The 14,021-nt window shown below is 70.4% G+C and carries 10 protein-coding genes; 4 read left to right on the forward strand and 6 right to left on the reverse strand.

The annotated features are described in order from the left end of the window. Nucleotides 1-119: 119 nt before the first annotated feature. The 3 genes from QMG73_RS42485 to QMG73_RS42495 are packed head-to-tail and all read right to left on the reverse strand — an operon-like array spanning nucleotide 120 to nucleotide 2,240. Complete coding sequence (locus QMG73_RS42485) at nucleotides 120-500, reverse strand: YccF domain-containing protein (RefSeq protein WP_281905303.1); 381 nt, start codon at nucleotides 498-500, stop codon at nucleotides 120-122. A 22-nt stretch (nucleotides 501-522) separates the two neighbouring features. Continuing rightward, nucleotides 523-1,419: a ribokinase gene (locus tag QMG73_RS42490; protein ID WP_281905304.1), complete on the reverse strand. Its 897-nt coding sequence runs from the start codon at nucleotides 1,417-1,419 to the stop codon at nucleotides 523-525. 14 nt (nucleotides 1,420-1,433) lie between these two features. Next, nucleotides 1,434-2,240, reverse strand: a complete 807-nt coding sequence (locus QMG73_RS42495) for an ABC transporter ATP-binding protein (protein WP_281905306.1) — start codon at nucleotides 2,238-2,240, stop codon at nucleotides 1,434-1,436. 57 nt (nucleotides 2,241-2,297) lie between these two features. On the opposite strand from QMG73_RS42495, the gene QMG73_RS42500 reads away from it, so the two are divergent. Both QMG73_RS42500 and QMG73_RS42505 read left to right on the forward strand, forming a co-directional pair. Then, nucleotides 2,298-3,302: an ABC transporter ATP-binding protein gene (locus QMG73_RS42500; protein WP_281905308.1), complete on the forward strand. Its 1,005-nt coding sequence runs from the start codon at nucleotides 2,298-2,300 to the stop codon at nucleotides 3,300-3,302. Next, on the forward strand, nucleotides 3,299-4,255 hold the full coding sequence (locus QMG73_RS42505) for an ABC transporter permease subunit (protein ID WP_281905309.1): 957 nt from the start codon (nucleotides 3,299-3,301) through the stop codon (nucleotides 4,253-4,255). Before QMG73_RS42500 ends, QMG73_RS42505 begins: the two co-directional genes overlap by 4 nt. A 3-nt stretch (nucleotides 4,256-4,258) precedes the next feature. Here the strand turns inward: QMG73_RS42505 and QMG73_RS42510 are convergent, their stop codons facing one another. Then, on the reverse strand, nucleotides 4,259-5,431 hold the full coding sequence (locus QMG73_RS42510; protein WP_281905310.1) for an ROK family transcriptional regulator: 1,173 nt from the start codon (nucleotides 5,429-5,431) through the stop codon (nucleotides 4,259-4,261). 71 nt (nucleotides 5,432-5,502) lie between these two features. Here QMG73_RS42510 and QMG73_RS42515 point away from each other — a divergent pair, with 71 nt between their 5' ends. Next, on the forward strand, nucleotides 5,503-6,963 hold the full coding sequence (locus QMG73_RS42515; RefSeq protein WP_281905312.1) for a glycoside hydrolase family 3 N-terminal domain-containing protein: 1,461 nt from the start codon (nucleotides 5,503-5,505) through the stop codon (nucleotides 6,961-6,963). A 257-nt stretch (nucleotides 6,964-7,220) separates the two neighbouring features. Further along, on the forward strand, nucleotides 7,221-8,330 hold the full coding sequence (locus QMG73_RS42520; protein ID WP_281905313.1) for a hypothetical protein: 1,110 nt from the start codon (nucleotides 7,221-7,223) through the stop codon (nucleotides 8,328-8,330). On the opposite strand, the gene QMG73_RS42525 is transcribed toward QMG73_RS42520, so the two are convergent. Together QMG73_RS42525 and QMG73_RS42530 are read right to left on the reverse strand one after the other, a co-directional pair. Continuing rightward, nucleotides 8,327-8,983 carry a GNAT family N-acetyltransferase gene (locus QMG73_RS42525; protein WP_281905314.1) on the reverse strand — a complete coding sequence of 219 codons (657 nt, stop codon included), beginning with the start codon at nucleotides 8,981-8,983 and terminating at the stop codon, nucleotides 8,327-8,329. The genes QMG73_RS42520 and QMG73_RS42525 overlap by 4 nt on opposite strands. Nucleotides 8,984-9,040: 57 nt before the next feature. Then, nucleotides 9,041-13,921 (reverse strand): NAD-glutamate dehydrogenase, encoded by a 4,881-nt coding sequence (locus QMG73_RS42530; RefSeq protein WP_281905315.1) that lies wholly within the window; start codon nucleotides 13,919-13,921, stop codon nucleotides 9,041-9,043. Nucleotides 13,922-14,021: the final 100 nt, after the last annotated feature.

Here is a 14,021-nt window from a genome sequence, read left to right on the forward strand (position 1 = left end):
GCATCCGCAGCGAACGCCAACAACGCTGGGGCCGACCCCGCACCAAGGCGGCCTGACGACCAGACCCGGTGAACGTTCATGGTCACCGCACTAGAGCGACTTGAGGGACGCCCTGATCACTACGGGACGTCGACTACCTCGCGGCCCAGCGGCCAGAACGCCGCCGGCACGAGCTTGAAGTTGGCGATGCCGAACGGGATGCCGATGATCGTCAGGCACAGGCCGATGCCGGCGACGATGTGGGTGAGCGCCAGCCACCAGCCGGCCAGCACCACCCAGAGCACGTTGGCGAGGCCCGAGCCGACGCCGGCGCCCGGCTTCGGCACGAGGGTCCGGCCGAACGGCCACAGTGAGTAGTAGGCCAGCCGCAGTGACGCCACCCCGAACGGGATCGTGATCACCAGTACGAAGCAGATCAGTGCCGCGATGCCGTATCCGATGGCCAGCACGATTCCGCCGCCGAAGATGAGCCAGAGCAGGTTGAGGATGATCCGGATCATGCTTCCAGCATGACGTGTCGGATCAAGTGGAGGCGTACAGCGCGTCGATTTCGTCGCGGGTGGGCAGCGACACGGACGCGCCAAGGCGGCGAGCGCAGACGGCACCGGCCGCGCATGCCCAGCGCACCGCGTCGACCAGGTCGCGCTCCTCGCCCCACGCCACCGCCAGCGCACCAGTGAACGCGTCACCCGCCGCCGTCGAGTCGACCGTGTCGACCTTGAAGGCCGGGACCCGGGTGCCCTCGCCGTCCCGGGAGACGTACCAGGCGCCCTCGTCGCCGAGGGTCACGACCGCGCGCGGCACGACCGAGAGCAGCGCCGCCGGGTCGTCGAGACTGCCGCCGAGGATGGCCTGCGCCTCGCCCTCGTTGACGACGAGCAGGTCGACGGCCGCCAGCAGCTCGTCGGGCAGGTCGCGCGCCGGGGCGGCGTTGAGCAGTACCCGGACTCCCGCCGCACGGGCGGCGACGGCCGCCTGCGTGACCGTCTCGACGGGGATTTCGAGCTGGCACACGAGCACGTCGGCGCCTTGGATGGTGGCGAGCTCGGCGTCGGTCAGCGCGGCGAACGCGCCGTTGGCTCCCGGGGTCACGACGATGGTGTTCTCACCTTCGGCGTTGACCACGACGAGGGCCACGCCGGACGAGCCGTAGACGACTCGGGCGTGCGCGCTGTCGACTCCGGACGCGGCCAGCCGTGCCTTGAGGGTCACGCCGAACGCGTCGGAACCGATCGCGCCGAGGAACGAACAGGACGCACCGGCGCGCGACGCGGCGATCGCCTGGTTGGCTCCCTTGCCACCGGGCACCATCGTGAAGTCGTTACCGAGCACGGTCTCGCCCGGCCGGGGCAGCACCGGAGAGGTCGCGACCAGGTCCATGTTGGCGCTGCCGACCACAACGACGCGGGGCTGACGCATCAACAGAGTCTAGATCAGGAGAACGCGATGAATCGTTCTCCCGACCGCTCCAGCTTCAGCGGTAGGCCGAACGTCTTCGACAGGTTGTCGCTGGTCAGTACCGTGCCGATCAACCCCTGCGCGACCACGCCGCCCTCGCGCAGCAACAGCGCGTGGGTGAAGCCTGGCGGTATCTCCTCGACGTGGTGGGTGACCAGCACGATCGCCGGGGCGTCCGGGTCGTAGGCCAGCTCGGCCAGGCGGTTCACCAGGTCTTCGCGGGCACCCAGGTCGAGGCCGGCGGCCGGCTCGTCGAGCATCAGCAGCTCGGGGTCGGTCATGAGGGCGCGGGCGATCTGCACGCGCTTGCGCTCCCCCTCCGACAGCGTCCCGTACGCACGGTCGGCCAACCCGGCCACGCCGAACTGGTCGAGCAGCGCGCGGGCCCGCACCTCGTCGATCGACTCGTACCGCTCGCGCCAGCGCCCGACGACGCCCCAGGAGGCGGTCACCACGACGTTGTGCACGATCTCGTCGCCGGGGATCCGCTCGGCGAGCGCGGCGCTGGACAGGCCGATCCGGGTGCGCAGCTCGTTGACGTCGGTGCGCCCGAGCCGCTCGCCCAGGACGCGCGCGGTGCCCGTGCTGGGGTAGAGCCGGGCACCCGCGATGTTGAGCAGCGTGGTCTTGCCGGCACCGTTCGGGCCGAGCACGACCCACCGTTCGTCCAACTCGACCTGCCAGGTGAGGTCGCGCAAAAGATGCGCGCCGGAGCGAGTTACACCGACTCCGTCGAGGTCAATCACCAGATCGTCGTTCGCCGCGGGCACTGGACCATCCAACCACGGCCGACCGGCCTACCCCCCACAGATGTGATGCTCACCGTAAGGTTCCTCGCCATGAGTGCCGTCATCGAGATTGATGGGCTGCGCAAGACGTTCCGCACGCTGCGCGGCGGAGCCCGCGTCGCGCTGGACGGCTTCGACATGACCGTCGAGGCCGGACAGGTGCACGGTTTCCTCGGCCCCAACGGTTCGGGCAAGACCACGACGCTGCGCGCGCTGCTCGGCCTGGTCCATGCCGACGCTGGCCGGATGGCGGTACTGGGTCGCCAGGCGCCCGCCGAGCTGCCCGCGGTCGCCGGCCGGGTCGGCGCGATCGTCGAGAGCCCGCAGTTCTTCGGCAACTTCACCGGTCGCCGCACGCTCCGGCTGCTCGCCACGGCCGGCGGTGTGCCGCACGAGCGGGTGGAAGAGGTGCTCGACCAGGTCGGGCTCCGTGATCGCGGCGACGAGCGGGTCAAGGGGTACTCGCTGGGCATGAAGCAGCGGCTGGCGGTCGCCTCGGCCCTGCTGAAGCAACCGGAGCTGTTGATCCTCGACGAGCCGGCCAACGGCCTGGACCCGGCCGGCATCCGAGAGATGCGCGACCTGATGCGCGACCTGGCCGCCGCCAACGTGACGGTGCTGGTGTCGAGCCACATCCTGGCCGAGATCCAGCTCATCTGCGACCACGTGACGATCATTTCGCGCGGCCGGCGGGTGCTGAGCGGTCCGGTGTCCGAGGTCCTGTCGGGCTTCGACAAGGGTGAATATCGGGTACGCGTCGCCGAGCACGAACGGGCCGCGGAGGTGATCCGCGGTGCCGGGCTGCCGGTGACCGTCCACGATGACCACTTCGTGGTGGGCGACCTCGCCGACCCGGCGTGGGTCAGCGAGACGCTGGGCGGCCAGGGCATGTGGATACGTGAGCTGACCCCGCTCACACCCGACCTGGAGAGCGTCTTCCTCCAGCTCACCGGCACCGAGCCGGAGCCCGGGACGCACAAGCAGGTCGACGACGCGGTGCGCCCCGGCGCCGAGCACGATCTGTCGGTGACGGTGGTCGAGGGAGAAGCGAAATGAACCTGGTACGCGCCGAGCTGAGCCGGCTGCTGGCCCGCCGGTTCACGCAGTTGATGCTGATACTGCTCGTCGGCTCCTTCGTGGTCACGATCGCGACCATGGTGGGAAGTTCGCACCGGCCGACCGCCGCCGAGTGGGAGCGGGCCGAGATCCAGGTCGTACAGGAAGAGTCGCGCCAGGAGCAGATGCGTGAGCTCTGCGAGTCCGGCCAGGGCACCACGGACTTCTGCCAGACCCTGAGCGAGCGGAAGCCCCGCCTCGAGGACTACCTGTTCGGCGTCTTCGTCTTCGAACGCGAGATCGGTAACCTCGTCTACTTCATGGTGGCCTTCGTCGCGCTCTTCGGCTTTCTGGTGGCGGCCTCGTTCGTCGGCGCGGAACTAAACTCGGGCGGCATGACGAACCTGCTGCTGTGGCGGCCGCAGCGGTTGACCGTACTGGGCACCAAGCTCGGCACGCTGCTCGCCTCGGTGCTGGCGGTGGCCGTGGTCGCCACGGTCGGATACATCGCGTCGTTCTGGGTGATCGCCCAGGTCAACGGCCTGCCGGGCGACGTCGACGCGGAGTTCTGGGGCGACCTGGCGATGCTCGTCGTCCGCGGCTTGCTCCTCGTACTGGGCGCGGCGGCACTCGGCTTCTGCCTGGCGACGCTGGGCCGGCACACCGCCGCCGCGATGGGTGTCGTGGCGGGGTACGCGATCGTCTGGGAGGTCGGCGCGCGCATCGTGATGGAGGTGGTGGAGGCCGGCCGCACCGAGACCTACATGCTCTCCACCTACCTGGGCGCGTGGATGGGCGGCCGCGTCACGTTCTACGACGGGCCCTGTATCGGGTCCTTCGAGGACTGCTCCTACTCGCTGACGTGGGCACACGGCCTGATCGTGCTGACCGCGCTGGTGGCCGTGGTGGCGGTGGCCGCCTTCGCGAACTTCCGCAGACGCGACCTGGCATAAGCCCTACACCGTCGACCCGAACACCTCGTCGCGCGCCGCGTGGAGGCCGGTGAGCAGGGCGCCCTTGAGCACCGGCTCCTCGGCCACCTCGCTCACCACGACCCGCGGCGCCACCAGCGTGATCGCGGCGACCTCGTGCTGTACCCGCTCCGCCAGCGCGCTGCCGCCCGCCTGGCCGACCTCGCCGGAGAGCACGACGAGCGGCGGGTCGAGTACCACGCACGTGCTGGCGACGCCCAGTGCCAGACGGCGGGCCACCTCGTCGAGCATCGGGCCGCCCTTGGTGCCGGCGGCGATGGCGGTGCGCACAGCCTCGGCCGCGCTACCGCCCCGGAAGCCGTGCTCGCGCGCCACCGCACGCACCGCGTCGGCGGCGGCCACCTGCTGGAAGGCACCCTTGGACCGCCGGTACGCGTCACGCGGGATGGGCGCGCCCGGCACCGGCAGGTATCCGATCTCGCCAGCGGCGCCGGTGCTGCCCTGGTGCAGCCGGCCGCCCAGCATGATCGCGAGGCCCACGCCGCCGCCGATCCAGATGAGCACGAAGTCGTCGACGCCCTTGGCCGCACCGTCGTGCGCCTCGGCGACGGCGGCGAGGTTGACGTCGTTGCCGAAGACGACGGGCGTGTGCAGGTCTTCGCGCAGCGCGGCGAGCAGGCCGCGGTGCCACCGGGGCAGGTTCCACGCGAACGTGATGTCGCCGGTGCCCGGGTCGACGAGGCCGGGCGTGCCGAGCACGACCCGCTTGACGGTGCCCAGGTCTGCTTTGGCGCTGCGGGCCGCTTGCACGACCGCGTTGTGCACCACACCCACCGGGTCGTCGTTGTCCTTAGTGGACTGCTCGACCCGGCCGACGACCGTGCCGGTGATGTCGGCACAGGCGGCCACGACCCGGTCGGCGTCGACCACCACGCCGACGACGTGGGCGCTGCTCGGCGTCACGGCGTACAACTGGGCGTTGGGACCGCGACCGCCCGCCTGCTCGCCCACGCGTGTCACGAGCCCGCGCTCTTCCAGCCGTTCGACGAGTTGTGAGGCGGTGACCTTGCTGAGGCCGGTCAGCTCACCGAGCTGTGCCCGGGTAAGGGGGCCGCGGGTAAGCAACAGCTCCAGCGCGGAGCGGTCGTTGAGCGCACGGAGCAGTCGCGGGGTGCCGGGCAGGCGCGGGGAGGCCATGTACCGTCCTCTAGTACTAAATAAACCTTACCGAAGTGTAATCGTGGAGCACTTGAAGGGGAGCACGCAACGTGTCGACCGATCCAGGGCTACGCCGGCTCGCGCTACGCACACTGCTGGCCGCCTTTCCCGGCACGACCGCGCCGCCATGGGCCCTCGACCTTGTCGGGGAAGGGTTGGCGGGATACACGCTCTTCGGATTCAACATCAACAAGGCTACGCAAGTTGCGGCGCTCGCGGGTGCCCTGCGGGGCGTGCGATCCGACGTACTGGTCGCGATCGACGAGGAGGGTGGCGACGTCACCCGGCTCGCACACGCGACCGGCAGCCCGTATCCCGGTAACGCCGCACTGGGCGTAGTGGACGATACGGACCTGACCCGGCGGATCTATCGGGCGATCGGCGACGACTTGGCCGGTACCGGCATCAACCTGAACCTCGCACCCACCGTCGACGTCAACACGGCCGACGACAACCCGATCATCGGTACCCGGTCCTTCGGCTCCGTACCCGAACGGGTTGCCGCACACGCCGCCGCGGCCGTCGCGGGGCTCCAGGAGTCCGGCGTCGCCGCGTGCGCCAAGCATTTCCCCGGCCACGGCGCGACCGTCGCCGACTCGCACCTCGAACTGCCCACCGTGGACGCACCGCTCGACCTCCTGCGCGCCCGGGACCTGCCGCCGTTCCGGGCGGTCGTCGAGGCGGGGACGCGAGCGGTCATGAGCGCGCACATCCGGGTACCGGAGCTGACCGGCACCGCTCCGGCGACGTTCAGCCGGGCGGCGCTTGTCGACCTGCTCCGCGGCGAGTTGGGCTTTACGGGCACGGTGGTCACCGACGCGCTGGAGATGAAAGGCGCCGCGCTGGCGGCCGGCGGCACCGCGCGGGCCGCGGTACCCGCGCTGTTGGCCGGTGCCGACCTGCTCTGCATCGGCGCGAAGGTCGACGCGGCGCTGGTCGAGGAGGTCGCCGCGGAGATCGCGGCGGCCGTCGCGGACGGCCGCCTGCCGGCGGCGCGGGTCGAGGAAGCCGCGGAGCGGGTGGCCGCGCTCGCCGCGTGGGCCGCACGGCCCGCGCCGGGTTTCTCGCCGCCGGATCTCGGGTACGCCGCCGCGCGTCGAGCGGTACGCGTGGAGGGCGCGCTCGACGGGGCCGGTGTTCCCCTGGTCGTACAGCTCGTGTCGTCGTCCACCATCGCCGAGGGCCGGGTGCCCTGGGGGCTCGCTCCCCACCTCGATGGGCAGGAGCACCTTCGCGTGGTGGCCGCTGAGACCGACATCGCCGAGGTGCTGGCCCGGGCCGGCGACCGTCCGATCGTCGTCGTGGGGCGGCATGCCCACCGAGCGCCGGCGGCCCGCGCGCTGATCGAGGCGCTGGCCGCCAAACACCCCGTCGCCGTGGTCGAGATGGGCTGGCCGTCGAGCTGGCGACCGGCGGGCGCGCGGGCGTTCGTCACCACTTTTGGCGCGAGCCACGCCAACGGCCGGGCCGCCGCGGAAGCGCTGGGACTGACCGGAAATCACGGAGAGTAATCGGTCCGTACTCGGCCGAACGGTCCATTTCGCCCCTTCTCCTCTTGAAACGCGATTTAGCGCCACGTAGCGTTACTACTCAGTAAGCCACGGCCTGGGGAAACCAGCGGGCCGCGGGCCCGGCATCCCCCCGACCGGGCCCGCGGTTCTGCGCTCGGCGTCCTGTTGTTGGATTGGCGCTGCGTCACCTCTCATATCGGACGCCTTGGCGACAAAGGCGTTGACAGCGCACCGGGTCCTTTGAGATCCCAAAGGGTATGACGCACCCAGCGCCCACCTTCGCGGTTCCGCGCCCCAAGAAAGCCACCGGCTGGCGGGAACTCGTGGTGGCCCGCGCCAGCTATCTCCGCGCACAACTGCTCGCCGTCGAGGACGTCGAAGACTGGAGCCGGGTCGCGCCGGCGGTCGAAGGGCATCTCAAGGCCGCCATCGACGCGGCGACCCTGCGCGGCCACTGGTGGACGCGCTTCCGCGACTGGTGGAACGGCGCGCTCGTCGACGCCGCCTGGATCAACCTGCACAACGCGGAGCTGCTGCTCGTCTCCGTGCAGCCGCCGGAAGACCTCAAAACCGGGCGGCACGCCGTCGTGGGGCTGGTCGAGCGGACCCTCGCCGCCGACGACCGCCGCCGGACCGAGGCGAACCGCCGGCTCATCGACGAGTGGGGCGACACCAGCCGGGTCAGCGCCGCTGACCGATCCGCGTATCGCACGGCGCTCCAGTGGGCGTTCATCGCCTCCGACGAGCAGTACACGCGGGTGCGCAGCCTGCGCAACCTCATCCTGGCGACCACGGTGATGCTCTTCCTCCTGGCCGCCGGACTCGCCGCGCTCGGCGTCTGGCAGCCCTCCACCATCAACCTGTGCTTCGACGGAGCCCGGTGCCCGACCGGCCGCGACGGTCAGCCGAGCGGCGGCGACATCGCGCTCGTCGAGTTCCTCGGGTTGGTGGGCGGAGCGCTCAGTGCGATGGTGTCGATCCGCGGGATGCGCGGCACGTCCACGCCGTACGGGGTACCCGTCGCACTCGCGCTGCTGAAACTGCCGGCGGGCGCCCTGGTCTCGCTGACCGCGCTGCTGCTGCTCGCCGGGAGGTTCCTACCTGGACTGTCCGCCTTGGACAGCACACAGCAGATCGTCGGATACGCCATCGTGCTCGGGTACGCCCAGCAGCTCGTCACGCGCATGGTCGACCGGCAGGCGCACAGCGTGCTCAACCGGATACCCAGCTCTGAGTCCGGCCGCCTCGACCCGGAGGCGGTGGCGCCACCGCCTCCCCCGCCGTCCACGCCCCTGCCTTCCCAACCGCCCCGCGAAACGACCCGCCCGCTCATCAAGCGCCAAGGCACGAAGGCAGTCGAAAACTAGGCGCCGTAGACGGACCAGCCGCGGTCGGGGAAACCGGCCGCCTCGGCAACCCGGGCCGAGGCGGTGTTGTCGGGCGCGTGCAGGTAGGTCGGCACCGCACCCTCGTCGAGGATGCGGCGAGCCGCCTGTGCGACCAGCCGCCGACCCAGGCCCTGCCCCCGGGCCTCCTCCTCGGTGCCGACCGCGATCTCGTTGCCGTACTGGTCGTGCCGCTTGATGCCGACGCCCGCCAGGTACCCGCCCGACTGCGAGCGGGCGACGAGAACCTCCCCGCCGAACGGGCGCAGCCACTCCGGCACCACCGGATCGTCGACCGGCAGCCACTCCCCTGCGTCGGGCAGGTCTTCCGGGCCCAGGCTGTACCGGAACACGCCCCGGTACACGCGGCGGTCGGCGTCCAGCCCCACCGCCTCCGGCAGCTTCGCCAGGAGGTCGTCGATGGGCAGGTCGGCCAGTGCCCGGACGGCAGCCGCGCGGGGCGGCGGCACGGACAGCACCGCGCCGGCGGGCGTGCCGACACCGACCAGCGGGTGCACGGCGCCGTCCCAACCCGGCAACGTGCGCCGCTCGGAGCCGACCACGGTGACCTCCCGGCCGGGCGGCCACTGGCCGAGCCACGTCACCAGGTGGTGGTAAAGGCGCTTGTCCAACATCGATCAGAACCCTACCCGCCGGTTGGATTCCGCGTTACGCGTAGGGCTGATCACGCTTCATGCCGCTGCCGATGTCCTGACGAGCGTGCGGATCTGGCGCAGCAGCACGGAGAGCGCCGCCAGGTCGGCCCGAGAGTCACCGAACTCCCCGATCGCGTTCCGGGTCCGGTTGATGGTGGCGGCGTTGGCGCGCTCCCACACCCGCACCCGCTCATCGGGCTGCAGGTCGGACGGTGTCGATGTCAGCACCTCGGCGGTGAGCGCGGCCAGCGCGGCGTACAGGTCGTAGCGCAGCGCCATCCGGGCCAGCGTCTGCCACCGGTCTTCGCGGGGCAGCAACGAGATCTTCGACAGCAGCTCGTCGACACGGAACTCTTCGGACAGTACGAAGTAGACCGACGCGACCTCGGAGACGTCGCGACCGATCGTGTTCGCCGTCTCGACGACATCGAGCAGCCCAAAGCCGTACACCATGCGGGTCGTGTGGACGGCGAGCGCCTCCGGCAGCCCTCGTGACACGAGGCCCTTGGCGTGTGAACGCAGGGTCTCCTGCTCGGCGCCGCGGAAGAGCACCACCAGGCGGGGCAGCAGCTCCGCCACCCCCGGCCGCAGACGCCGGATCTCGCCCGGCACGTCGAGCGGCGAACGGCGCGACGTGACCAGCCACCGCACCGCCCGGTCGAGCAGGCGCCGGCTCTCCAGGTGGACGATCGTCTGCACCGCCGTCGGCACCTTGTTGTCGAGCGCCTCCGCGGCAGCCCAGATCTCGCGCAGGCCGAAGATCTCGCGCACGACCACGTAGGCGCGCAGCACGTCGGCGGGCGACGCACCGGTCTCCTCCATCGCCCGGAAGACGAACGACGTGCCGCCGCGGTTGACCACCTCGTTGACGAGCTGGGTCGCCACGATCTCGCGGCGCAGGCGGTGGCCGGTCATACGGTCGGCGTACCGGTCGCGCAACGGGGTCGGGAAGTAGTCGACCAGTACCTCGGTCGTCCACTCTTCGTCCGGTAGCGCGTCGGCGAGGATCTCGCGCTCCAGCATGATCTTCACGTACGCCAGCAGTACCGCGAATTCCGGTGTGGTGAGCCCGCTGTCGCGCGCGTCCAGCTCCTCGTCGGTGGGCATCGCTTCGAGCCCGCGGTCGAGCGCGCCGGAGCGCTCCAGCTCGGCCAGCATCCTGCGGTGCACCGGCAGCAGCGACGCCGCCTGCGAACGCGCGTTGGCGAGCGCCTGCGCCTGCTGATAGTTGTCGCGCAGGACCAGCTCGCCGACCTCGTCGGTCATCTCGACCAGCAACGCGTCGCGCTCGGGCGTGGTCAGCTCGCCGTCCGCTACCGCCCCACCGAGCAGGATCTTGATGTTGACCTCGTGGTCGGAGCAGTCGACACCGGCCGAGTTGTCGATGAAGTCGGTGTAGATGTGACCGCCCTTGGCCGCGAACTCGATCCGCCCGCGCTGGGTCAGGCCCAGGTTGCCGCCCTCGCCCACCACCTTGCACCGCAGTTGCCCGCCGGTCACGCGGATGGCGTCATTGGCTTTGTCGCCAACGTCCGCATTGGACTCGTCGCTCGCCCGGACGTACGTGCCGATGCCGCCGTTCCACAGTAGATCGACCGGCGCCAGCAGGATGGCACGCATCAGGTCGGCCGGCGACATCGCGGTGACATCGCCGTCGAGGTCCAGCGCCGCACGCATCTGCGGCGTTATCGCGATGGATTTGGCGGTACGCGGAAACACGCCACCGCCCTCGGAGATGAGCGAGGCGTCATAGTCGGCCCACGACGAGCGCGGCAGTTCGAAAACGCGCCGCCGTTCCACATAGGACGTGGCCGCGTCGGGCGTCGGGTCCACGAAGATGTGCCGGTGGTCGAATGCGGCCACCAGCCGGATGTGCTGCGACAGCAGCATGCCGTTGCCGAACACGTCACCGGACATGTCGCCGACACCGACGACCGTGAAGTCCTGGGACTGCGTGTCGAGGTCGAGGTCGCGGAAGTGACGCTTGACCGACTCCCAGGCGCCGCGGGCGGTGATGCCCATCTTCTTGTGGTCGTATCCCGCCGAGCCACCGGAGGCGAACGCGTCGCCCATCCAGAAGCCGCGCGCCACCGAGATCTCGTTGGCGTAGTCGGAGAACGTGGCGGTGCCCTTGTCGGCGGCCACTACGAGGTACGTGTCGTCGCCGTCGTGCCGCACCACGTCACGCGGCGGCACGACCTTGCCACCCACGATGTTGTCGGTGACGTCGAGCAGCGCCCCGATGAACCGGCGGTAGCACGTGACCGCCTCTTCCCGGTCGCCCGGCTTCTCCTTCAGGACGAAGCCACCCTTGGCGCCCACGGGCACGATCACCGCGTTCTTGACCATCTGCGCCTTGACCAGGCCCAGCACCTCGGTGCGGAAGTCTTCCCGCCGGTCGGACCAGCGCAGGCCGCCGCGTGCCACCGCTCCGAAACGCAGGTGTACGCCCTCGAAGCGCGGCGAGTACACGAAGATCTCGTACTTCGGACGGGGCGCCGGCAGGTCCGGAATCGCCTGCGGGTCGAGCTTGAACGCGATGTACGACTTCGGGCGCCCGTCGCTGCCGCGCTGGAAGAAGCTGGTGCGCAGGGTCGCCTGGATGAGGGTCAGGTACGCCCGCAGGATGCGGTCCTGGTCGAGGCTGGCCACGTCGTCGAGGCGCTGCCGGATCTCGTCGATCAGCTCCTGGCTGCGCTTTTCCCGGTCAGCCGGCGGCTGGCCGGGTGAGAAGCGCGTCTCGAAGAGCCGCACCAGCAGGCCGGCGATCGCCGGGTACGCGATGAAGGTCGACTCCATGTAGTCCTGCGAGTAGACCGTGCCGGCCTGGCGCAGGTACTTGGCGTAGGCCCGGAGCACGACCACCTGCCGCCAGGTCAGCCCGGCGCGCAGCACCAACTCGTTGAACCGGTCGACCTCGGCCTCGCGCCGCCACGCCGCCGCGAACGCGTTCTCCACGTGCGGGCGTACCTCGGCGAGCGCCCGGTGCGCCTCGGGCAGCCGCAGCCCGAAGTCGTACAGGTAGATCGTGCCGTCGGGGCGGTGCATTTCGTACGGCCGCTCGTCGGTCGCCTCCACGCCGAGCGAGTGCAGCACGGGCAGTACCGCCGAGAGCATCATCGGCTCGCCGTACCGGTAAATCTTGAACCGGACGTCGGCGTCGTCCTGCCGCTTGTGGAACAGGTGCATCTCAAGCTGGCCGCGCTCGTCGAGCAGCTCCAGCTTCGCGAGGTCCTTCACCGCCTCGTGCGGCGCGTGCTCGTCCTTGTACCCCTCGGGATACGCATCCGCGTACCGGAAGTACAGCGTCTTCGCCTGCTCGTCGCCGAGCTTGCGCTCCAGCACGAGGCGGAAGTCGTCTTCCCACAGCCGGGTCGCGTCGGCGAGCTCCTCCGCGAGCGCGTCGGCGTCGACGGGGCCCGGCGGGCTGGCCGGGTCGGTGCGCACGATGAAGTGCACCCGTGCCAGCGTCGACTCGGTCACCCGGGTGGTGTAGTCGACGCCCACGCCGTTCAGCTCGCGCAGCAGGATCTCCTGCATGCGCAGCCTGTTCTGCGTGGTGAACCTGTCACGGGGCAGGTAGATGAGGCAGGAGATGAACCGGCCGTACCCGTCGCGCCGCAGGAAGAGGCGGAGCTGGCGGCGGCCCGCCATGCGCAGCACGCCGATCACCGCGTGGTACAGGTCGTCGGTCTTGATCTGAAAGAGCTCGTCGCGCGGGTACGTCTCCAGGATCTGGAGCAGGTCCTTGCCGGAGTGGCTGCGCTGCGACAGGCCCGAGCGGTCGAGCACCTCGGCGACCTTGCGCCGGACCACCGGCAGCTCGCGCACGCTCGTCCGGTACGCCGCGCCGGAGAACAGCCCCAGGAAGCGCCGCTCGCCGATCACGTCGCCGGCCGCGTCGAACATCTTGATGCCGATGTAGTCCAGGTACGACGACCGGTGCACGGTGGCGCGGGAGTTCGCCTTCGTGATGATCAGCAGGCGCTTCTCCAGCACCTTCTCGTATGCCTCCGGCGTCATCGACGACAGCACGCGGGGCGCGGTCTGGTCCTGCCGGAGGATGCCGAGGCCGGTGCCCATCACCGCCTGGAGCACCTTTTCACCCTCGGTGCCACCGTCGATCAGCCGGTACTCGCGGTATCCCAGGAAGGTGAAGTGGTCGTCGGCGAGCCAGCGCAGCAGGTCGACGGAGTCGGTGATGTCCTTGTCCGGCACCGGCGGGCGGTCGGGCGTGTTGCGCGCCGCGGCGAGCTCGTCGGCGATGCCGAGCGCCCGGCGGCGCATCTTCGGCCAGTCTTCGACCGCCTCGCGCACGTCGGTGAGCACCCGCTGCAGCTCGCGGCGCAACTGCTCGCGCGCGACCGGGTCGCGCACCGGGTCGATCTCGATGTGCATCCAGCTCTCGACCAGGTCACCGGCGATCGCGTCGTCGGCCTCGACCTCGGCGGCCACCTCGGCGAGCTTGCCGAGCGGCTCGCGGCGCACCACGATCAGCGGGTGCACGAGCAGGTGCACGTCGAGGTGGTGGGCGGTGAGCAGGGCGGTCACGGAGTCGACCAGGAACGGCATGTCGTCCGTGACGGTCTCGATGACCGTGTGGTGATCGTCTGGGCGAGGCTCGCTGATCCGCAGTTTCAGCTCGCCGGTGACCCGCTGCTCGGCCAGCTCGCGGTGGCTGCGCGCGGCGGCCAGCATCTCGTCGGCCGTGTAGCCGACCAGCTCCTCATCGGGCGCGAACCGCCAGAACCGGTCGACGAGAGCGGCCGACTCCTGGTCGTCACCCGCCAGTGCGACGGCTTGCTCGATCAGGCGCTCGGTACTTGGTACCGGCTCCTCGATCTCAGCGTCCTCGACCTCGTCGGGTGGCAGCGCGTCTTCGAGAAGACTCGACGCCTTGACCGGACGCCCGACCATGGGTGCACACTCCCCCCTCGCCCACACCGTTGTGGGCCGGTTCTTGTCTCAGCCTAGTCTGAGTACCCGGGCTCACCCCCGCTAGGCATGAGCGGGGCAG

Source organism: Phytohabitans aurantiacus (assembly GCF_027923225.1).
GTDB lineage: Bacteria > Actinomycetota > Actinomycetes > Mycobacteriales > Micromonosporaceae > Phytohabitans > Phytohabitans aurantiacus.